20 protein-coding genes are annotated in these 21,516 nt (G+C 57.2%); 13 read left to right on the plus strand and 7 right to left on the minus strand.

The features are described 5' to 3' along the window. Positions 1-85: 85 nt before the first annotated feature. Positions 86-454, minus strand: coding sequence for an MmcQ/YjbR family DNA-binding protein (locus ACMGG3_RS01305; protein WP_032677586.1), 369 nt, complete (start codon positions 452-454; stop codon positions 86-88). Then, entirely contained in the window at positions 444-1,034 is a 591-nt protein-coding gene (locus ACMGG3_RS01310; RefSeq protein WP_020885134.1) for a TetR/AcrR family transcriptional regulator, read from the minus strand. Before ACMGG3_RS01310 ends, ACMGG3_RS01305 begins: the two co-directional genes overlap by 11 nt. A gap of 190 nt (positions 1,035-1,224) precedes the next feature. Between ACMGG3_RS01310 and ACMGG3_RS01315 the strand changes: the two genes are divergently transcribed. Continuing rightward, a complete protein-coding gene (locus ACMGG3_RS01315; protein ID WP_020885133.1) occupies positions 1,225-2,328 on the plus strand; it encodes an MBL fold metallo-hydrolase in 1,104 nt (367 codons plus the stop codon). Between the two features lie 32 nt (positions 2,329-2,360). Next, on the plus strand, positions 2,361-2,702 hold the full coding sequence (locus ACMGG3_RS01320; RefSeq protein ID WP_020885132.1) for a RamA family antibiotic efflux transcriptional regulator: 342 nt from the start codon (positions 2,361-2,363) through the stop codon (positions 2,700-2,702). 60 nt (positions 2,703-2,762) lie between these two features. On the opposite strand, the gene ACMGG3_RS01325 is transcribed toward ACMGG3_RS01320, so the two are convergent. Further along, the gene (locus ACMGG3_RS01325) at positions 2,763-3,011 is read right to left on the minus strand and encodes a DUF1158 domain-containing protein (RefSeq protein WP_025204775.1); all 249 of its coding nucleotides are present in this window, start codon (positions 3,009-3,011) and stop codon (positions 2,763-2,765) included. 488 nt (positions 3,012-3,499) lie between these two features. Here ACMGG3_RS01325 and ACMGG3_RS01330 point away from each other — a divergent pair, with 488 nt between their 5' ends. From ACMGG3_RS01330 to ACMGG3_RS01340, 3 genes are all read left to right on the plus strand, one after another. Continuing rightward, entirely contained in the window at positions 3,500-6,208 is a 2,709-nt protein-coding gene (locus ACMGG3_RS01330) for a cation-transporting P-type ATPase (RefSeq protein WP_047744073.1), read from the plus strand. Between the two features lie 106 nt (positions 6,209-6,314). Next, a complete protein-coding gene (locus ACMGG3_RS01335; protein WP_044858095.1) occupies positions 6,315-7,376 on the plus strand; it encodes an efflux RND transporter periplasmic adaptor subunit in 1,062 nt (353 codons plus the stop codon). 9 nt (positions 7,377-7,385) lie between these two features. Further along, entirely contained in the window at positions 7,386-10,520 is a 3,135-nt protein-coding gene (locus tag ACMGG3_RS01340; protein WP_414149511.1) for an efflux RND transporter permease subunit, read from the plus strand. Here the strand turns inward: ACMGG3_RS01340 and ACMGG3_RS01345 are convergent. Then, positions 10,471-11,592, minus strand: a complete 1,122-nt coding sequence (locus tag ACMGG3_RS01345; RefSeq protein ID WP_025204771.1) for a YbdK family carboxylate-amine ligase — start codon at positions 11,590-11,592, stop codon at positions 10,471-10,473. The genes ACMGG3_RS01340 and ACMGG3_RS01345 overlap by 50 nt on opposite strands. 143 nt (positions 11,593-11,735) lie before the next feature. On the opposite strand from ACMGG3_RS01345, the gene ACMGG3_RS01350 reads away from it, so the two are divergent. Then, positions 11,736-12,626, plus strand: coding sequence for an oxidoreductase (locus tag ACMGG3_RS01350; protein ID WP_032677591.1), 891 nt, complete (start codon positions 11,736-11,738; stop codon positions 12,624-12,626). Here ACMGG3_RS01350 and ACMGG3_RS01355 read toward each other — a convergent pair. Then, positions 12,623-13,417 carry an AraC family transcriptional regulator gene (locus ACMGG3_RS01355; RefSeq protein ID WP_044858974.1) on the minus strand — a complete coding sequence of 265 codons (795 nt, stop codon included), beginning with the start codon at positions 13,415-13,417 and terminating at the stop codon, positions 12,623-12,625. The two genes, ACMGG3_RS01350 and ACMGG3_RS01355, sit on opposite strands and share 4 nt — an antisense overlap. Positions 13,418-13,493: 76 nt before the next feature. On the opposite strand from ACMGG3_RS01355, the gene ACMGG3_RS01360 reads away from it, so the two are divergent. The 5 genes from ACMGG3_RS01360 to ACMGG3_RS01380 all read left to right on the plus strand — a co-directional run bounded on the left by ACMGG3_RS01360 (position 13,494) and on the right by ACMGG3_RS01380 (position 17,650). Beyond that, positions 13,494-15,491: an FUSC family protein gene (locus ACMGG3_RS01360; protein ID WP_414149512.1), complete on the plus strand. Its 1,998-nt coding sequence runs from the start codon at positions 13,494-13,496 to the stop codon at positions 15,489-15,491. Next, positions 15,481-15,696 (plus strand): DUF1656 domain-containing protein, encoded by a 216-nt coding sequence (locus ACMGG3_RS01365; RefSeq protein WP_025204767.1) that lies wholly within the window; start codon positions 15,481-15,483, stop codon positions 15,694-15,696. Before ACMGG3_RS01360 ends, ACMGG3_RS01365 begins: the two co-directional genes overlap by 11 nt. Then, positions 15,693-16,556: an efflux RND transporter periplasmic adaptor subunit gene (locus ACMGG3_RS01370; RefSeq protein ID WP_414149513.1), complete on the plus strand. Its 864-nt coding sequence runs from the start codon at positions 15,693-15,695 to the stop codon at positions 16,554-16,556. Before ACMGG3_RS01365 ends, ACMGG3_RS01370 begins: the two co-directional genes overlap by 4 nt. A gap of 204 nt (positions 16,557-16,760) precedes the next feature. Further along, on the plus strand, positions 16,761-17,210 hold the full coding sequence (gene lysM, locus ACMGG3_RS01375) for a peptidoglycan-binding protein LysM (protein WP_020885103.1): 450 nt from the start codon (positions 16,761-16,763) through the stop codon (positions 17,208-17,210). 44 nt (positions 17,211-17,254) lie between these two features. After that, a complete protein-coding gene (locus ACMGG3_RS01380) occupies positions 17,255-17,650 on the plus strand; it encodes a YidB family protein (RefSeq protein WP_047357054.1) in 396 nt (131 codons plus the stop codon). A 70-nt stretch (positions 17,651-17,720) separates the two neighbouring features. On the opposite strand, the gene ACMGG3_RS01385 is transcribed toward ACMGG3_RS01380, so the two are convergent. Continuing rightward, entirely contained in the window at positions 17,721-18,641 is a 921-nt protein-coding gene (locus tag ACMGG3_RS01385; RefSeq protein ID WP_040016856.1) for an AraC family transcriptional regulator, read from the minus strand. Between the two features lie 103 nt (positions 18,642-18,744). Between ACMGG3_RS01385 and ACMGG3_RS01390 the strand changes: the two genes are divergently transcribed. Beyond that, positions 18,745-19,578, plus strand: coding sequence for an oxidoreductase (locus ACMGG3_RS01390; protein ID WP_414149514.1), 834 nt, complete (start codon positions 18,745-18,747; stop codon positions 19,576-19,578). 73 nt (positions 19,579-19,651) lie between these two features. Here ACMGG3_RS01390 and ACMGG3_RS01395 read toward each other — a convergent pair whose 3' ends face one another. Further along, positions 19,652-20,002, minus strand: coding sequence for a helix-turn-helix domain-containing protein (locus ACMGG3_RS01395; RefSeq protein ID WP_032670748.1), 351 nt, complete (start codon positions 20,000-20,002; stop codon positions 19,652-19,654). A 332-nt stretch (positions 20,003-20,334) separates the two neighbouring features. On the opposite strand from ACMGG3_RS01395, the gene ACMGG3_RS01400 reads away from it, so the two are divergent. Beyond that, positions 20,335-21,510, plus strand: a complete 1,176-nt coding sequence (locus tag ACMGG3_RS01400; RefSeq protein WP_014168988.1) for an efflux RND transporter periplasmic adaptor subunit — start codon at positions 20,335-20,337, stop codon at positions 21,508-21,510. The last annotated feature ends 6 nt before the right edge of the window (positions 21,511-21,516 follow it).

Raw genomic sequence — 21,516 nt, forward strand, 5'->3', positions numbered from 1 at the left:
CGCGAAAAGGAGTGCAGATTACCGTGCGAAGCGGGAAAAGATAAGTGCATTTTGAGCGCTTAATCTGTTCGTCTCAGACGAACAATCAGCGCGGCCTGATCCATTTCTGGTCTTTTTTCGGCAGTTTATCGACGACCAGATTCCAGGAATCGTTGATGAGATCGGCCACCAGTTCCGGCGTAACATCGTCGGTGCCGTAGAGTGAAATCCAGTGCTTTTTATTGAGATGATACCCCGGCTCAACGCCGCGGTAGATCTGCTGGTTTAACAGGGATTTTTCCGGCTCGGATTTCAGGCTGACATGCGGTCGCCCGTGAGCAACCGCAACAATCATGAAAATCTTGCCACCCACTTTAAACACATCAAATTCCGGCCCGAACGGCCAGCAGTGTTCGGTGAACGGCAGTTCCAGCGCCACGCGTTTGGCGTGTTCCTGCAGCGATTTACTGTCCATCAATATCCTCGGAGGCGAGTCCACGCCACATGGCTTCAAAGCCCAGCGCTTTAAAATCGACGGCGCGGGACGGATCGCGGGTGGCAAATTCCATGGTGGTTTCGGCAAGCGATAAGAACATGGCATCACCAAAGGTACGAAACTCATCGGACATAAATACCGGGCGCACTGCGCGACGGCACAGTTCATGCAGCTCCGGGAACATCTCCTGCACGGCCTGCTCCGTTTCGGCGCTGATCTTCTCGCTGACCCCAAGCTGGCGAATGGCGGCGTGAGCGACAGGATTACGGATGCCCCAGTCCACGTAGCTGTTCCAGATATTGCGGGTATGTTCTTTGGGGAGGGTGAGCGTGCGATCAAGCTCCGCCAGCATCGTCTGGCAGAGATCCTGCTTTAGGTGCAGATAGAGGGCATTCAGCAGATCGTCTTTGGTAGCAAAGTAGCGGAACAGTGTGCCTTCAGCGACGCCCGCGTTCCGGGCAATTAAGGCCGTTGAGGCGGCAATACCTGACTGTGCAAATGCAGCGGTTGCTGCGTCCAGTAAGGCCTGTTTTTTATCTTCACTCTTCGGACGTGCCACTAAATTGTTCCTCCTGTCAATTGTAAAAACCTTGATTGAAACACGAGCTTTGACAGGCTGCAACGCGCAATGTCAAAGATCGAAAACGTCTTGACGACTTTATCATCATATCTATAATGAGTGCTTACTCACTCATAATCAAGTTCAACCCGCGTAAACCATCGGATGGGGCGCGTTTTTGGGTCAGGATATGAAAAAGCCTCTATTCATCTGCGTGGTGTTCGTCATGATTATTGCTTCAGCTGCGAGTTTACCTTTTGTCCTGAATCCTGGATTTGGCCAGCCACCGCAGGGTGCGCAGCTTACCGAAGTGGAGGCCTCCCCGCAGTATCGCGACGGGAAATTCCACAATACGTTGCCGACACCGGGCTTCACCGGCGAGCAAAATATGCTGGTGGCGTGGTGGCAATTTCTGACCCGCAAAACCGAAAATGCCCGTCCCGCGCAGCCGCTGCCGCTGGTGAAAACCGATCTCGCCAGTCTGCCGCTGGAGCAGGACACGCTGGTCTGGCTCGGTCACTCGTCGTGGTATATGCAGCTGGCGGGTAAACGTATTCTGATTGACCCGGTACTCAGCAACTATGCCGCGCCGTTCTCGTTCCTCAATAAAGCTTTTGCGGGCGAGTATCCCTGGCATGCGCAGAACATGCCGGAGATCGACCTGCTGATCATCTCCCACGATCACTACGATCATCTGGATTACGCCACCATCAGGGCGTTACTGCCGAAGGTGAAACGTGTGGTTACCCCGCTGGGCGTTGGATCTCATCTGCGCTACTGGGGCATGAAGCCGGAAATTATCGACGAGCGCGACTGGAACCAGTCGGTGCGCATCAGTGATGACTTAACGGTGCACGTCCTGCCGGCACGTCACTTCTCCGGACGCGGGATTAAACGCGATCAAACCCTGTGGGGGAGCTTTATGTTCGTCACGCCGGCGCAGAAGGTTTATTACAGCGGAGACTCAGGTTACGGCCCGCACTTCAGGGCCATCGGTGAGCAGTTCGGCGAGGTGGATTTAGCCATCATGGAAAACGGCCAGTACGATCGGGACTGGAAGTACATTCACATGATGCCGGCGGAAACGGCGCAGGCGTCGGCTGACCTTAACGCGAAAGCTGTCGTGCCCGGTCATAACGGACGCTTTGTGCTGGCGAAACACACCTGGAACGATCCGCTGATCCAGCTGGCGCAGGCCAGCAAAGATAAAAATTATCGGCTACTGACGCCGGAGCTGGGTGAACCTGTTCACGTCAGTGATACCACGCAAACCTTTCGTGAGTGGTGGGAATAATGTTTAAGCGAGAAGCAGAGGGGGAGAGCAGTATGACCATTTCCGCTCAAGTCATCGACACCATCGTCGAGTGGATCGACGACAACCTGCACCAGCCATTACGTATCGAAGAGATCGCCCGCCACGCGGGTTACTCGAAATGGCATCTGCAGCGTTTGTTTATGCAGTACAAGGGAGAAAGTCTCGGGCGTTACATTCGCGAACGCAAGCTGCTGCTGGCAGCGCGTGACCTGCGTGAATCGGACGAGCGCGTCTACGATATCTGTTTGCGCTACGGCTTTGATTCGCAGCAGACGTTTACGCGTATCTTTACCCGTACCTTCAACCAGCCGCCTGGCGCGTACCGCAAAGAGAACCACAGCCGGACACACTGAACGTGTCGTTATGCAGAAATCCGACCGGGTAAGGCGCAGCCGCACCCGGTTTTTTTTTACTTACGATGCCAGTGAAAACCAGCGACGCCAGACGAAACGCAGGATGAAGAATTCGAGGGCGCCAAGCAGTAAAAACCACACGCAGAACAAAATGGTGTACAGCTGGTTAAGATCGACCATGTGGAAGATCGTCATCAGCTTTTTCGCCAGCACCAGCCCAAGCGACGGCGCAGGTAACAGCAGGCAGGAGAGCAGGGCCATCAACAAAATGCCCCCCGCTGTGAGCAGCGATTCTAACGGGTGTTTCATCTTAATGTTAATCGTCAGTTAAAAATGTCATTGTCCGGCATCGCGGAACGTAAAGCAATATAAACCCGGCAGACGTTTTTTGTTAAATCAAATGCACTTTTCTGCGAATAAATAACAGAAAGAGAATAATCTCTCTGAAGCGATTAAATTATTATCGCGTTATGTAAATAAATGTCCTTGTCATGCAAATAATTTTACAAACATATAAGTGCTATATCCAATTAACGTGGCAATAACAATGGCTGCGACAATGTATAACGCCAGGCGGCGTGCGCGATAAATACCAAACATGGTTCCTCCTCGTTTAGCGTTGGTTTAGAAATATTTTGTAAAAATCATCGTATTCGAATAATATTTATTAGTTTTGAATATCCCGGCAGTAATTATATTGCGGTAGATCAATTTTACCCGTAAGCCTTAAAAATGAATTTATTAAAGCCAGAAAGGAATTCAGGCTTCCGTCCACCGTATATTGAAGGAAAAATACGATGACCAAAAAAAATCTCTCTCAGAACATGCCACCTGCTGGTGGGCAGGCGTATCAGCAGACCGTTGAGCAAGTGCTTGCTAACAAGCAGAGCCAGGCAAGCGGCCTCGACCGTGCTGAAGCGCAGGCACGTCTGCATCAGTATGGCCCTAACGCGTTGCCGGAGAAAAAAGGCAAACCCGCCTGGCTACGTTTTCTCGCCCATTTTAATGATGTACTGATTTACGTTCTGCTTGCCGCGGCGGTATTAACCGCGGTTATGGGCCACTGGGTCGATACGCTGGTTATCCTCGGTGTGGCGGTAATCAACGCGTTAATTGGCCATATTCAGGAAAGCAATGCGGAAAAATCCCTGAAGAGTATTCGCAATATGCTCTCCAGCGAAGCGCGCGTCATTCGCAATGGCAATCATGAAACGCTACCGACAACTGAAATAGTCCCGGGCGATATTATTGTATTACGCGCGGGCGATCGTATTCCGGCGGATATGCGTTTAATCGAAGCGCATAATTTACGCGTGGAAGAGGCTATTCTGACCGGCGAATCTACCGTGGTGGATAAACACATTAATCCGCTGACCGGTGAATTACCGCTGGGCGACCGCACTAACCTGGTCTTTTCCGGTACGACCGTGAGTGCAGGGGGCGGCATTGGCGTGGTCATTGCCACCGGGCAAGAGACTGAACTTGGCCACATTAACCAGATGATGGCGGGTATTGAAAAGCATCGTACGCCGCTGCTGGTGCAGATGGACAAGCTGGGGAAGGCGATCTTCGCCATTATTCTGGCGATGATGGCGGCACTGTTTGTCTTCAGCCTGGTGTTCCGCGAAATCCCCATGGGCGAGCTGCTGCTCTCTCTGATTAGCCTGGCGGTCGCCTCCGTGCCGGAAGGTCTGCCAGCCATTATTTCTATCATCCTTTCTCTTGGCGTGCAGGCGATGGCACGCAAGCGGGCGATTATCCGCAAGCTGCCAACGGTTGAAACCCTGGGGGCGATGACCGTGGTCTGCTCGGATAAAACCGGCACCCTGACCATGAACGAGATGACGGTGAAAGCCATCATTACTGCCGACAGTTGCTACCGCGTGGACGGTAACAGCTACGAGCCGGTGGGGAACATTTACCTGGAAGGCAGCGACGAGCCGATGCAGATCCAGCCGGGCACCGTGCTGGAGCAGTACCTGCGCACTGTCGATCTCTGTAATGACAGTCAGCTGATTCAGGACGAACGCGGTCTGTGGGGCATCACCGGTGGGCCGACCGAAGGGGCGCTGAAGGTGCTGGCGGCGAAGGCGCATCTTGAGCCGGTGATGACCACCCTGATTAACAAGATCCCGTTCGATTCGCAGTACAAGTACATGAGCACCCACTATCAGATTGGTCACGAGGAGCACATCCTGATTACCGGCGCGCCGGACGTGATTTTCGCGCTGTGTAAACAGCAGCAGGCCCGTAACGGCGCTGAAGCGTTCGATCGCGCTTACTGGGAAACCGAGATGGAGCGCTATGCACGCCAGGGGCTGCGTATGGTTGCCGCGGCGTTCAAACCGGCGAACGGTGAGCAGGCGCTGACGCATGACGATCTGAATCACGGGCTGATCTTCCTCGGTATTGCCGCAATGATGGATCCACCGCGTCCTGAAGCGATTGATGCGATTCATGCCTGCCAGCAGGCCGGGATCCGCGTGAAGATGATCACCGGGGATCACCCGCAGACGGCAATGAGCATCGGCCAGATGCTCGGGATCACCAACAGCGAGCAGGCGGTGACGGGCTACCAGCTGGAGAAAATGGACGACGCTGAGCTTGCAGACGCCGCGGTGAAATATGACATTTTCGCCCGTACCAGCCCGGAGCATAAGCTGCGCCTGGTGAAAGCCCTGCAGGACAAGGGTGAGATCGTGGGCATGACCGGCGACGGTGTGAATGACGCTCCGGCGTTGCGCCAGGCGGACGTGGGCATCGCAATGGGCATCAAAGGCACCGAAGTGACCAAAGAGGCGGCGGATATGGTCCTGACCGACGATAACTTCGCGACCATCGCCAGCGCGGTAAAAGAGGGGCGTCGCGTTTACGACAACCTGAAGAAAACCATTCTGTTCATTATGCCGACCAACCTGGCGCAGGGGTTACTGATTGTTATTGCGCTGCTGGCAGGAAACATTATCCCGCTGACGCCGGTACTGATTTTGTGGATGAACATGGCAACCTCCGCCACGCTCTCCTTTGGCCTGGCCTTTGAAGCCGCCGAGCGCAACATCATGAAGCGTCCGCCGCGTCAGACCGGACAGCACGTGATGGATGCGTACGCCGTATGGCGCGTGGCCTTTGTCGGGACCATGATTGCCATCGCCGCTTTTGCGCTGGAAGCCTGGCTGGCACCGCGCGGCCACAGCGCGGAGTTCATCCGCACCGTGCTGCTGCAGATGCTGGTCTGCGCCCAGTGGGTATACATGATTAACTGCCGCAACACTGAAGGGTTCTCCCTGAACCGTGGCCTGCTGGCGAACAAAGGGATTTGGCTGGTCACAGGCGTGTTGTTCCTGCTCCAGGCGGCAATCATCTACCTGCCGTTTATGCAGATGCTTTTCGGTACGGAAGCGCTGCCTCTGCGCTACTGGTTCGTCACGCTGGCGGTAGCCGCGGTGATGTTCTTCGTTGTTGAAATCGAGAAGCGACTGACCCGCAGGTTCCGTAAGGCTGCATAACCTTTTGCCCTCACCTTAACCCTCTCCCGCCGGGAGAGGGGATGCTGACCTCCCTTTCATTGGGCAGAGGGCCGGGGTGAGGGAAACACATCAGAGGTACATCCCCATGAAATTCCCGCTCCTGTTTGTCCTCCTCGCCCTCTTTCAACCCGCGTTTGCTGCTGCCATTCCGGTTCGCGTGGCGGTTGTGGAGCAAACGACCCACGCAGCTGAACGGCACGTGCCTGGCCGCATTGAAGCCATTCATACCGTCGAGATAAAAGCGCGCACGGAAGGCGTGATTACCCAGGTTCATTTTCGCGACGGACAATACGTGAAAAAAGGTGACGTGTTGTTTGAGCTGGATGATGCCGAGCCACGCGCCGCCGTGCGTCTGGCACAGGCTGAGGTAAAGAGCGCGGAAGCCACGCTGCGTCAGGCGCAGCAGCAGCTTTCACGCTTTGAAAGCCTGGGCAACAGCAATGCCATCAGCCGTCACGACGTGGATAACGCGCGCATGCAGCGCGATGTCGCCAGCGCTGCGCTGGAGCAGGCGAAAGCTCGCCTCGAAACCCGTAACGTGACGCTGGCGTACACGCGCATCACATCGCCGATTGATGGCCGCGTGGGGCACAGCCAGTTCCATGCCGGCAGCCTGGTGAACCCGTCAAGCGGCGTGCTGGTGGATGTCGTGCAGCTTGATCCGATCCGTATCGCCTTTGCGCTGGAAGAGGGGGCGTTTGCCACCAAAGCCGGACAACATGCGGATATCAGCGCCCTGAAGCGCGCCTGGCAGGCGCGGATTGACAGCAATGGTCAGCGCCTGAGCGGTGAACTGACCTCCGTGGACAATCGTATCGACCCGCGTACCGCCAGCGTGATGCTGCGCGCCGAATTCGCCAACCCGCGCCATCAGCTGCTGCCGGGCGGCAATGTGAATGTCTACCTGCGTCCGGCAAGCGCGCAGCCGGTGCTGACAGTACCCGCTGCGGCGGTACAGCAAAACGGCGAGGGATTCTTTGCCTGGGTGGTTAACGCAGAAGGCAAAGCCGAAAAACGCCCGCTGAAGATTGCCGGACAGATTGGCCAGCAGTTTGAGATTTCATCCGGCTTACATCCCGGTGAGCGAGCGATCACCGACGGTGCCCAGCGCGTACAGCCTGGCGCAGCCGTCCAGATACTGAATTAAGGAGCCATCATGCTGACGTTTTTCATCAAACGCCCGCGCTTCGCGATGGTGATTGCGCTGGTGATAACCCTGCTGGGTGCCATCGCGCTGAAGATTATCCCGGTGGAGCAGTACCCGCAGATCACCCCACCGGTGGTGAATGTCTCCGCCAGCTGGTCCGGTGCCAGTTCGGCTGACGTGGCGGAAGCCATTGCCACGCCGCTGGAGACTCAGCTTAACGGCGTGGATCACATGCTCTATATGGAATCCACCAGTTCGGATGAAGGTGCCTACAGCCTGAACATCACATTTGCGGCAGGGACCGATCCGGATCTGGCCGCCATCGACGTGCAAAACCGCGTGGCGCAGGCTGTGGCGCAATTGCCCACCGAGGCGCAGCAAAACGGCGTGCAGGTGCGTAAACGCGCCACCAATCTGATGATGGGGGTAAGCCTTTACTCACCGGACAATAGCCACACGCCGCTTTTCGTCAGTAACTACGCCAGCACGCAGGTGCGTGAAGCGCTGGCGCGTTTGCCGGGCGTCGGGCAGGTGCAGATGTTTGGCGCGCGCGACTACAGCATGCGTATCTGGCTGCGTCCGGATCGCATGAACGCCCTGAACGTGACCACCGATGACGTGGCTCAGGCGTTACGCGAGCAGAACGTCCAGGGGGCGGCAGGCCAGGTCGGAACGCCGCCGGTGTTTAACGGCCAGCAGCAAACCCTGACGATTAACGGGCTGGGGCGTTTAAATCAGGCTGAGGACTTTGCAGACATCATTATCCGTGCGGGGGAGATGGGCCAGCTGGTGCGCCTGAAAGATGTCGCCACGATTGAACTGGGGTCGCGCAGCTACAGCTCCGGCGCCCAGCTGAACGGGCATGACTCGGCCTATCTTGGCATCTACCCTACGCCGTCCGCCAACGCCCTGCGCGTAGCCGATGCGGTTCGCGCGGAGCTGGCGCGACTCTCCGCACGCTTCCCGGACGATCTGACCTATGAAGTAAAATTCGATACCACCACCTTCGTCGCTGCGACCATCAAGGAGATTGGCGTCTCGCTGGCGCTGACCCTGCTCGCCGTCGTGGTGGTGGTTTCCTTATTTCTGCAGAGCTGGCGTGCGACGCTGATTGTGGCGCTCGCCATTCCGGTGTCGCTGGTCGGCACCTTTGCGGTGCTCTATACCCTCGGTTATTCGGCCAACACGCTCAGCCTGTTCGCCATTATTCTGGCGCTTACCATGGTGGTGGATGACGCCATTGTGGTGGTGGAGAGCGTTGAAACGCTAATGGCGGAAGGGCAAAGCCGCACGGCGGCTACCGCACAGGCGCTGCGCCAGATTGCCGGACCGGTGATTGCCACCACCCTGGTGCTGCTGGCGGTATTTGTGCCGGTGACGCTGTTGCCGGGGATCGTGGGGGAGTTGTATCGCCAGTTCGCGGTCACGCTCTCCACCGCCGTCACGCTCTCAAGCCTGGTGGCGCTGACCCTGACGCCAGCGCTCTGTGCGCTGTTGCTGCGCCCGCGCCCGAAGAAGCCAGCCGCGGTTTACCGCGTTTTCAACCGCGGACTGGATACCACGCGCACCGTTTATACCCGTATCGTTAACTGCATTAACCTTCGTCCGTGGCTGGTGCTGCTGGCAACGGCCGGCGCGGCGGGCGTGGTGGTGTTCAGCTTTATGTCGATGCCAAAGGGCTTCCTGCCGCAGGAAGATCAGGGCTACTTCTTCGCCAGCGTGCAACTGCCGGAAGCGGCGTCGCTGGAGCGTACAGAAGCGGTGATGACCACCGCGCGGGAGCTTATCGCCAGACACCCTGCGGTCGAGGATGTGATTCAGGTCTCCGGTTTTAACATTCTCAACGGTACCAGCGCATCTAACGGCGGGTTTATCTCCATCATGCTGAAGACATGGAGTGAGCGTCCGCCGCTTGATGAGGTGATGGGAACGCTGCAGCGTCAGCTGCTGGCGCTGCCGGAAGCGACCATCATGACCTTCGCCCCGCCGACGTTGCCGGGGTTGGGCAACGCCTCCGGCTTCGACCTGCGTATTCAGGCCCAGGCGGGGCAAAGCCCGGCGGAGCTGGAACGCGTTACCCGCAACGTTCTGATAAAAGCTAACCAGCATCCGCAGCTTAACCGGGTGTTTACCACCTGGAGCAGCAACGTGCCGCAGCTGACGCTGACCGTTGATCGCGAGCGCGCTGCCCGCCTCGACGTGCCGGTCTCGCGCATCTTCAGCAGCCTGCAAACCGCCTTTGGCGGCACGCGGGCCGGGGATTTTAGCGTTAACAACCGCGTCTACCACGTGGTGGTACAGAACGAAATGCAGTGGCGCGAGCGTGCCGGGCAAATCAGCGAATTGTTCGTGCGCAGCAATAACGGTGAGCGGGTGCGTCTGAGTAATCTTGTCACGATTACCCCGACCGTTGGCGCACCGTTCCTGCAGCAGTACAACCAGTTCCCGTCGGTGTCAGTGAGCGGGTCGGCAGCAGACGGCGTGAGCAGCAGCACGGCGATGGCCGTGATGAGCGAGCTTCTGGCGGAAAACCTGCCTGCCGGGTACGACTATGCCTGGAGCGGGATGTCTTATCAGGAGCAGCAGACCGGGAATCAGGCCATCTGGATTGTCCTGGCCGCGGTGGTTATGGCGTGGCTGTTCCTTGTCGCGCAGTATGAGAGCTGGACGCTGCCCGCGAGCGTGATGCTCTCAGTCCTGTTCGCCATCGGGGGCGCGCTGGTGTGGCTGTGGATCGCGGGATACGCCAACGATGTGTATGTGCAGATTGGCCTGGTACTGTTAATCGCGCTGGCGGCCAAGAACGCGATCCTGATCGTCGAGTTTGCCCGCGCACGGCGTCATGAGGGGATGGCGATTGTCGATGCGGCCCGTGAAGGTGCCTCCCGCCGCTTCCGGGCGGTGATGATGACGGCGGTGTCATTTATTATCGGTGTGCTGCCGATGATGCTGGCGTCCGGGGCAGGGGCGCAGAGCCGCCGCATCATTGGCACCACGGTGTTCAGCGGGATGCTGGTGGCCACCGTGGTCGGCATTCTGTTTATCCCGGCGCTGTTTGTGCTGTTCCAGCGCCTGCGTGAGTGGGGGCATCGCCTTACGGACTCGTCGCCCACAGCTCGCAATGTTTCTGAACCAGAGAAATAAGCGAACCGCCGTCTGCGATAAAATCGCGCATGCGCTGCGCCTCGCTCTTGCCCTGTTTTAACATCAGGGCTATTTCCTTAATCGCGCTCGTCGCGCCGAGCTTCTCGGCCGACGGCGCAACCTGTTCCAGCAGCCACGCAATATCTTCCGCCACGGTTTTGTGCTCACCAGTCTGCACGTCTGTCAGAATGCCCTCTAACCCATAACGACACGCCTGAAAACGGTTAAAGCGGTACAGCAGAAAATCCTTTTCCTGATGCTTATAGGGCCGCGTGGTCAGCAGCCAGTGAGACGTCGCCTGAATCAACCCGGCGATGTTGATCGCGTGGCCGAGCGTCAGCGGTGTATCCATCACCCGCACCTCGACCGTGCCAAAATGCGGGCTGGGGCGAATATCCCAGTGCAAATCTTTAATGCTGTCGATCATGCTGGTGGCGCTCAGACGACGAAACAACCCTTCGAACTCCTGCCAGTTGTTCACCCACGGCATCTGTCCATTATCCGGAAATCCCGAGAAGATATTGAGTCGCGACGAGGCGAACTTCGTGTCCGTACCCTGCATATAGGGTGAGGACGCCGCCAGAGCAATAAAGTGGGGGACAAAGCGCGACAAACCATGCAGCAGATAAATAGCGTCGTCGCCGGTCCGACACCCGACATGCACGTGCTGGCCGAATACCGTCGCCTGCAAAATCAGATAGCCAAACCGTTCGAGCGTGACGTTATAGCGCTCGTCATCACACACCTCCTGACGCTGCCACTTCTGAAAAGGGTGCGTCCCACCGCCGCAGATCTGAATATGCTGCTCCGCAGCGGCGCGCAGAATACTTTGCTGCATCACCGAGATTTGTGCGGCGGCCTGATCAATGTTCTGACACACGCCGGTGGCGATTTCGAGCATGCTCTCGGTGATATCGTGCTTCACTTCCCCACCTTTGATGTCGTCTTTGACGGCAGCGATAAGGGCGGAGGAGTCCTGGCTCAGATCGTACCCCGGCGGGTTAACCACCTGCAGTTCAAGTTCAATACCAAGGGTATAAGGTTCAGAGGAATGGAAATCGGGTAATGGCATGGTGCACTCCGTTGTCGTAGATGAAATGAGTATAGACAACGGGTATGGCTCCCACTTCAGGCGGTGGTATAAAGGGACGTGTGGCGGCTATGCTGAACGCCACGGCACACTGATTAGGGCTTTAGCGACCAGGGGAGTTAACAATGTCTGACTATCCAACCATTGCGCTGATTGGACCCGGTGCAATCGGAACCACTATCGCTGCGGTGCTACATGAGGCTGGCCGCACGCCGCAACTGTGCGGACGTACCGCACATCCGCAATTACGTTTGCGGCACGATGAGGGTGAAATCGTGGTACCCGGGCCGGTATTAACCGATCCGACGGTCATCGATCGTCCGTACGATCTGGTTTTTATCGCAGTGAAAACGACCCAGAACGCCGACAGCGCGGGATGGCTGAACGCGCTGTGCGATGAAAACACGGTGGTTTGCGCGTTGCAAAACGGCGTCGAGCAAAAGGCCCAGCTTGCACCGTGGGTCAATGGTGCGACGGTACTGCCGTCGGTGGTCTGGTTCCCGGCACAGCGTGAGCCGGATGCGTCAGTCTGGCTGCGGGCCAGTCCGCGGTTGACGCTGCCGGATGTGCCGCAGGCAAAACGGGTGGCTGATGCGCTGAACGGCACTCGCTGCGCGGTAGACTTGTCGGCAGATTTTCTTACCGTCGCATGGCGCAAGCTGCTGCAAAATGCGGTTGCAGGCCTGATGGTGCTTGCGAATCGTCGTGCCGGGATGTTCTCCCGTGAGGATATCAGCGAGCTGGCGCTGGCGTATTTGCGCGAGGGGCTTGCCGTGGCCCGAGCAGAAGGCGCGGTGCTGCACGATGACGTTGCGCAGGAGATCCTGGCGAATTTCCAGCGCGCACCTGCCGATTTAGGCACGTCTATCCTCGCCGATCGTCAGGCCAACCGTCCCATGGAGTGGGATATCCGCAACGGCGTGATCCAGCGCTATGGTCGTGCTCACGGTATTCCCGTTCCGATTAGCGATGTGCTGGTTCCCCTGCTTGCTGCAGGCAGCGAAGGGCCGGGTTAACGGCCGCTGACTTTTCGTTCGGCAAAATAGTGCGCGGGCGTGGTGCCCATGGCTTTCCTGAACATGGTGATAAACGCATTCACGGATTCATACCCAAGCGTTGTCGCCACGTTCTGGACCGGGACACCGCTTGCCAGCTCCTGCAGGGCAATAATCAACTGCAGCTGCTGACGCCAGCGGCCAAAGCTCAGCCCGGTCTCGCGCGCCATCAAACGTGCAAATGAGCGCTCGCTCAGCGCCAGCCGTTTCGCCCACGCTTTCAGGGTGCTTCTGTCGTCAGGATGGCTGACCAGCGCGTCGGCCATGGCGCGTATTTTGGGATGGGCTGAAACGGGCAGGCTCAGCTTCTGCTGCGGCATGCTGGCGAGCTCATCAAGCGTCACTCTGGTCAGCCGCGCGGCATGGCTCTCTGGCGGATAATCAACGCGTTCATGCGTCAAACGGTCAACCAGCGCTTTGATTAACGGGGAAATGGCCAGCGTGCAGCATTTCTCCGGCAGCGCGGCGGCACCGGGCTCAATAAACAGATAGTTGAGATGAGCATTCCAGGTCGCTTTGGCGCTGTGTGCGATCCCGCCAGGGATCCAGACGGCACAGTCTGGCGGCACGATCCAGATATCATTTTCCGCATGACAAATCACCGCGCCATACAAAGCAATAATCAGTTGCCCCTTACGGTGGGTGTGCACCGGCACTTCCGCGGCGTACTCCACGAAATCCAGATGTCGGGCTACGGCCGGGCATGCGGTGGTGTCAGGATCGAAGAGCGTATTGGCAAGTTGAGGTTTCACGTTTCTGGCAACATTTAGGTATTTTTTGACAGAATAGAGTATTTAAGCGGGTTCGCAAGCCAGTAATAATTCTGGCATGAACATATTAAACGCTTTTCATTTTCATTCGTGGCGCGCCATGCGTGAGCGCTTATCTCCCGTGCTGCGTAACGATGCCAGTGCGTTGCTCTATTCCGCGAGAAGTTTTGCAGCGGCGATGCTCGCTTACTCCATTGCGCTGTCGATAGGCCTCGAACGTCCATCGTGGGCCATTATTACCGTCTATATCGTGTCGCAGACGTCGGTGGGGGCCTCGCTGAGCAGAAGTCTCTATCGTCTGGCCGGCACCGTTGTGGGGGCCTGCGCCACCGTTGCGATCGTACCTGTCTTCGTCAATATGCCGATCCTCTGCAGCGTGATGCTGTCGGGCTGGATCACGTTCTGCCTCTATTTATCTCTGCTGGAGCGCACCCCGCGGGCGTATGCCTTTGTGCTGGCCGGGTACACTGCGAGCCTGATTGGTTTTCCTGCGGTATCCGACCCCGGCGGGATTTTTAATATCGCCATTATCCGTGTGCAGGAGATTGTCATTGGGATCTTCTGCGCGGCGCTGATACATCGCTATGTGTTACCCGCGCGTATCTCCGGCCTGTTCAACAGTAAGTTATCGCAAACCCTGCACGCCGCACGTGAGCGGGTGGCTGACACCCTCGCAGGCAAACCCGTCGCGGTTTCAGACCCGCTGCATCTGGCGCTGGCGCTGCAGTTTCTGCAGGGTATAAGCCACCATATTCCGTATGATTTTGCCCTGTCTGCTCCGGTGCGGCAGGGCAGAAAGGCTATCCATGACCGACTGGGGCGGCTGGTCATCGTTAACTGTGAATTACGCGATCGCTTACCGGCGACGGTGCCTGCCGGGTTGCAGGTATTGCTCGACGACGTTCAGGCCTGGTTGGGGGATAAAGATGCTGCACGCCACAGCACGGCAGATGCGTTAATAGCACGCAGTGAACAGCTCGCAGAGCGCTACGCTGCACAGGCCCGGACGATGAACGACGCGCTGCTGGCCAGTTTTGTCCGTTATCTGACGCAGGCCATTACGCTGTTGCAGCAGTGCGAACGTCTTTCTGATGCCATCCACCATGCGAAGCCCGCCCACGGACTGACGGCGGGCAGGGCAGTTAAAGGGTATGTTTTTCACCGCGATCCTCTTACTGCCGCCCGCACCTCGCTGGGCGCGTTCGCCATTATCCTGAGCGGCTGCCTGGTCTGGATCTTCTCCGCCTGGCCCGATGGCAGCACGGCAGTCTCTATCCTTGGGGTCTGCTGCACGCTGTTTGGCAGTTTCGACACCCCGGCTCCGCACATAGTGAAATACATTATTGGCTCGTTCTGGGGCGTATTGATTAGCCTGCTGTACAGCTTTGTGCTGCTTCCGCAGGTGAGCGATTTCCCCGTGCTGGTGGCCGTGCTGGCGCCGGTATATCTGCTGGCCGGGTCGCTTCAGGCACGTCCTCCCACCACGTTTATGGCGATGGGGATCACCCTGACGCTGCCGGTATTGTGCGAGCTGGGTGCCCACTACAGCGGAGACTTTGCCACGGCGGCCAATACCGCCATTGCGCTGTTTGCCGCAACCGGCTTTGCTGTTATCAGCATGAGCCTGCTGCAAACCGTACAGGCCGACGCGGCCATCGCACGTCTGCACACGCTGTGCCAGCGCGATATTCGTCGCAGCGTGAAGGGCAAGCTTCTGCTGGATGAGACGCACTGGACCAATCTGATGATTGACCGCGCTGCCCTGTTAATGCCGTGCCTGCAGCGCAGCGGACGTGCCTCAGAGCAGGTGCTTAACCCGCTGCTGCGCGCGCTGCGCATCGGCCTTTCGGTGATGCATTTACGCCGCTGCGATATGCCCGCGAGCAGAGAGATTAGCGCGCGCCTGTATCACCTGAACGACACCGACGCCTTGCGTGAACACATCGCCGACCACATCCGCCTCTGTTTGCCTGCCACAGATGCACAAACGCGCCAGTTTGTCGGCCATCTGGTGGATTTACATTGCGCATTACGGAGGGCAGACGATGGTCAATGATCTGAATATCGGGGGCGTTTTTATCCCGGGACTGCTTGTCACCGCGCTCGCGGCGCTGGCCTGCACGCTGGCACTCATCGCGCTTTTATCGCTCAGCAGGCTCTACCGTCATTTGCCTTTTCGCCCGCTGCTGGACGTTTCAACTTATCTGGTCACCTTTTTCCTGCTGATGCAGGGCCTGACCGCGCTGGGGTTATTTAGATGAAATCACTACTTTCTCTGGTCGGTCGCTATGCGCTGACGTTGTGTGCCGTCGCGGCGACCACGCTTCTGGCTTTTATGATGTGGAAACATTATGCGCAAACGCCCTGGACCCGCGACGGCCGGGTGCGGGCGGATGTGGTACAGATTGCGCCGGACGTATCCGGGCCGGTAATCCGCGTGGCCGTCCGGGATAACCAGTGGGTTAACCGGGGCGATGTGCTCTACGCTATCGATCCGCACTGGCTCACGCTGGCGGTGGCCAGCGCGCAGGCTGAGGTGGAATCCAGACGGCATGAGATGGTGATGCGACAGGATGCCGCCAGGCGACGCGCACAGATTAAAGCCGCGATTTCCAGCGAGGATTTACAGCAAACGGGCAGCGCCGCGAACGTCGCGGTGGCGAATTATCACGGTGCGCTGGCCGCGCTGGAGCTGGCCGAGCTTAATTTGTCCCATGCAACCGTACGGGCTCCCGTCTCGGGTTATATCACCCATCTGCGGCTTCGCCCGGGGGACTATGCCACCGCGGGGGAGACTAAGGTCGCCATCGTCGATGCGCACAGTTTCTGGGTGGTGGGGTATTTCGAGGAGACCAAACTTCGCCATATTCGCGTTGGGGACACGGCGCATATCGTGTTGATGGGCTATGAACCGGTGATTGCCGGGCATGTTGAGAGCATCGGCCATGGGATCGGTGATAACAACGATGAGACGGGCGGGCTTGGGCTTCCCGACGTCGAGCCGACGTTTAGCTGGGTGCGGCTGGCGCAGCGCGTCCCGGTGCGCATACATATTGATGCATTGCCGAAGGGGATTGAGCTGGTAGCCGGGTTGTCGGCGAGCGTGGAGGTGGTGCGTTGAGGGCGACGGGATCCCTGTTTATATTGCGGCATAACGGCGATACCAGGGCAAATATCCTGCACCCTGACGCTTATTGGATATACTTCATGTGGCAGGTTGTGCTGTTTCCCGATTTTTCAGCCAGAGCGGAGACACCGCATCGTACATCCTGCAACGGGATCCAATGAAAATGTTCACCATGAAACAGTTATGGAGGTGTGGAAGATGGGATTATTAAGTTTTGTGAAAGAAGCGGGCGAGAAAATCTGGGATGCCGTATCCGGCGGTAGCAAGGAAGATCAGGCCGACAAGCTGAAAAAACATATTGATAGTCTTAACCTGCCTGGTGCCGAAAAGGTCAACATTAATGTCGCGGACGACGGTACGGCGACGGTGACCGGCGACGTGGGCTCCCAGGAAGATAAAGAAAAAATTCTGGTGGCGGTAGGTAACGTCACCGGGATTGGTCAGGTCAATGATAGCGTGACCGTCACCCAAAGCGGGGTGGAAAGCCGCTATTACACGGTGAAATCCGGCGATACCCTGAGCGCCATCTCAAAAGCGATGTATGGCTCTGCCAATGAGTATCAGCGTATTTTTGAAGCCAATAAACCGATGCTGACGCATCCCGACAAAATCTACCCGGGTCAGGTACTGATTATCCCGGCTAAGTAAGCCGTCAATCAGGACGTGTTAGCGATGTTTGTAGGGAGTCTGTGATGGGATTATTAGATCAAATCGGCAGCCTGGCCGGCGGGCAGGGCGGTAAGACGGAGCAACTCCAGGCGATCATGACCTGGATTGAGCAGCAGGGCGGCATTCAGGGGATCCTCGAAAAATTCCGCAATGGCGGCCTGGGCGGCGTTGTCGAGTCGTGGCTTAGCCAGCAGAGTAATCAGTCGGTGAGCAGCGAACAGATCACATCGGTGTTTGGATCGCCAGCGCTGCAGGATCTTGGCGCGAAACTGGGCGTGGATTCTCAAACCGCGTCGACGCTGATTGCTGAATACCTGCCTAAAATCGTCGACGGCCTTTCACCGCAGGGCGAAGCCCCGGCCCAGGGCGACCTGATGTCTGCGGGACTTAACCTGCTCAAAGGTAAGTTCCTGAGTTAGTGCAATCCACGGCGTGATGACGCCGTGTACATACCAGGCCTGTATTCAGGCCTGGTATGTAGTATCAGGCTTAATGGGAAGAGACAAATATCGACGCCTGCTGCACAGGCGGAACGGCGAAATTACGCTGCATGCGTTTTATTTCCTCTGCGGGTGGCAAACCAAACAGCCGTTTGAATTCACGATTAAACTGCGACGGACTTTCATAACCGACGGCGTAGCTCGCGGCGGCGGCGGTAATATGCTGACGCACCATCAACATCCTTGCCTGGTGCAGGCGCACCGATTTCACATACTGCATCGGCGGCATACGGGTTATCGCTTTGAAATGAGTGTGAAACGTCGGCACACTCATTCCGGCCTCCATCGCCAGTTGATTAAGCGTTAATGGCTCAGCGTAGGCGGTATGGATGTGCTGCAGTACTTTGCCAATTTTGCCGAACTGCCCCTGTAAGGCCAGCGCGGCGCGCATGGCCTTGCCCTGGGCGCCCGTCAGGACGCGGAAATAGAGCTCTCGCACCCGCGCCGGGCCGAGGATCGCCGCCTCAAGCGGATTGTTCAGTACTTCAAGCAGGCGCAGCACGGCCGTTTTTACCGCGTCGTCCATCGGGCTCGACATCATGCTTTGTGGCGCAGCGGGAGGATGTGGGGCGTGATGCTGCTCAATCTGCAACATCAGTTCAGCGGCAAGCTGAAAATCCAGATGCAGATATATCGCCAGTAAGGGGTGTTCTGCCGACGCGTCGGTTTCCATCACAAACGGCACCGGAACCGACACGGCCAGATAGTGCTGTTCATCATACAGATAGGTCTGCTGACCGAAAAAGCCGCGTTTGCTGCCCTGGCAGACAATCACAATCCCCGGATCGTAAAGCACGGGCGTTCGCGCAAGCGGGCGGTCGGCACGCAAAATTCGCACATCAGGCAACGCCGTCAGGTTGTACCCCTCCTGCACCGCCAGTGCTTTTACTAAGGTAATCATCCCGGACATCACTGCACCTCATAAAATCAGGCAATAAAAAGAGAAAATACGGCCTAAAAATACGGCAAATCAGAGAATACCATGCAACCTTCACTGTTCATGGGAGTAATTTATGGCATCTGCAAAAACAATCTTAATCACCGGCGTTAGCAGCGGCTTTGGTCGTGCTCTGGCGGAGGAAGCCCTCACCGCAGGCCATCGGGTCGTGGGGACCGTGCGCACCCCCGAAGCAAAGCAGGCATTCGAGGCACTCGATACGCAGCGGGCATTCGGCTGCCTGCTTGATGTCACGGACTATGCGCACATTGATGAAGTGGTTACGCTGAGTGTGTCTGCCGTCGGCCCGATTGATGTCCTTGTGAACAATGCTGGTTACGGTCACGAAGGCATACTGGAAGAGTCCTCGCTCGCAGACATGCGCCGCCAGTTTGAGGTGAATGTGTTTGGCGCCGTCGCGATGATCAAAGCCGTGCTGCCGGGCATGCGCCAGCGTCGTCACGGCCATATTCTTAATATCACCTCGATGGGCGGTTTCATCACTCTGCCCGGCATCAGCTATTACTGCGGCAGTAAATTTGCGCTCGAAGGCATATCAGATACGCTAAGCAAAGAGCTTGCTCCGTTCAACATACATGTCACTGCGGTGGCACCGGGCTCGTTTCGCACCGACTGGGCAGGACGCTCGATGGTACGCAGCGCGCGCAGCATCCCGGACTATGACGCGTTATTCGATCCTGTCCGCCAGGCTCGTCAGGAAAAAAGTGGTCAGCAACTCGGCGACCCCGTAAAAGCGGCGCGCGCCATGCTGGCTATCATTGAGAGACAGAACCCGCCGACGCATTTATTGCTTGGCAGTGATGCTTTGAGTTTAGTGCGGGAAAAGCTTGCGCGTTTAGGCGAGGAAATCGATCGCTGGGAAGCGTTAACACGTTCAACGGACGGCTGAGCGGCGAACACGGGAGCATGATTACAGGCCGGTTTGCCACCGGCCAGTACGGGTCGCGGCGAAAGCCGCGACACTAGGTTGATTGCTGGCGTTCAGGGCAGACGGTACTGCGACGCCATGCCCCGGGGGCCTGGCCATACTGACGCTTAAAGCTGCGGTTGAAGGACTGCTGGGAGTCAAAGCCCAGCGCGATCGCCACGTTCAGGATCGGTTCATCGCTGTGGGTTAAGCGCTCGACCGATTTTTGCAGCTTTTGTGCACGAATATACTCGGCCAGCGGATAACCGGTATGTTCCTTGAAGATCCGCTGGAGATGCCATTTCGAGTAGCCGGCGCGCCTGGAAACGGTGTTAATGTCCAGGCGGCTTTCAAGGTTGTTGTCGATCCAGTCGAGTAGATCATGAATAAATGCGTCAGTGTTCATGGTTTCCCCCACGCCGCGTTTTAAAAAGCATTTTTGTCTGTTGCATTTAAAGATGACTCGCTCTGACATTAAATGCAAGTTTTATTGTTGCATTTAATTCCTTGCCGAAAACGCGCCTTTTGTCCCTGAGCCAAATAGCACATAAAGTGTATTAATTATTCTTGCACTAAATCTGACGCCTTCCTACAATCGCCGCGATAGTGTATTCGCAACTGTTACAGTTTTGTGGCGATGAACGACACAAATAGTCTCAAGCCAGTCCGGACAAAGGAAGTGGCGCCGCGTCTCCCGCAGCGTCTTGCCCGGCGGCTACCATTACCGGAATAAAAATAATGAGCCTGCAAAAACCCTGGGTTAACGTTCATCTGACGGCGCTGGGAGCGATGTTCCTCTCCATGCTGCTTGTCGGATGCGATGACGGCGTGGCACAAAATGCCGTCCCACAAGCGCCCGCTGTGAGCGCCGCTGACGTGGTAGTGAAATCCATCAGTCAGTGGGATAGCTTTAACGGCCGGATTGAAGCGGTGGAAAGCGTTCAGCTGCGCCCCCGTGTCTCCGGCTACATTGATAAAGTGAATTACACCGACGGCCAGGAAGTGAAAAAGGGCGAGGTGCTGTTCACTATCGATGACAGAACCTATCGCGCTGCGCTGGAACAGGCGCAGGCCACCTTAACGAGAGCCAAAACGCAGGCCAGCCTGGCGCGCAGTGAGGCTAACCGTACCGATAAACTCGTCAATACCAACGTCGTCTCCCGTGAAGAGTGGGAGCAGCGCCGTTCGGCCGCCGCTCAGGCGCAGGCCGACATTCGCGCCGCGCAGGCAGCAGTTGACGCGGCACAACTTAACCTCGATTTCACCAAAGTGACCGCGCCTATTGATGGCCGCGCCAGCCGCGCGCTGATCACCAGCGGTAATCTGGTCACTGCGGGTGACAGTGCCAGCGTCCTCACCACGCTGGTCTCCCTGAAAACGGTTTACGTCTACTTTGACGTGGATGAGGCAACCTACCTCCACTATCAAAATCTCGCTCGCAGCGGGCAGGGCGCGTCCAGTAATCACCTGGCGCTCCCGGTTGAGATTGGTCTGGTGGGGGAGGAGGGTTATCCCCATCAGGGCAAGGTGGATTTTCTTGATAATCAGTTAACGCCGAGCACCGGCACCATCCGTATGCGCGCGCTGCTGGATAATGCGCAGCGTCAGTTCACGCCAGGACTGTTTGCCCGCGTACGCCTGCCGGGCAGCGCTGAATTCAAAGCCACGCTTGTCGACGATAAAGCGGTGCTGACCGATCAGGATCGCAAATACGTTTATATCGTTGATAAAGAAGGTAAAGCGCAGCGCCGCGATATCACGCCGGGACGTCTGGCCGCCGGTTTACGTATCGTGCAGCAGGGGCTGAACCCTGGCGATAAAGTCATCGTCGACGGTTTACAAAAAGTGTTTATGCCGGGTATGCCGGTTAACGCGAAAACCGTTCCGATGACCGCCAGCGCCGCGCTTAACTGATCCCTT

The organism is Enterobacter sp. BNK-18, assembly GCF_047456135.1.
In the GTDB taxonomy this organism is placed as follows: Bacteria; Pseudomonadota; Gammaproteobacteria; order Enterobacterales; family Enterobacteriaceae; genus Enterobacter; species Enterobacter ludwigii.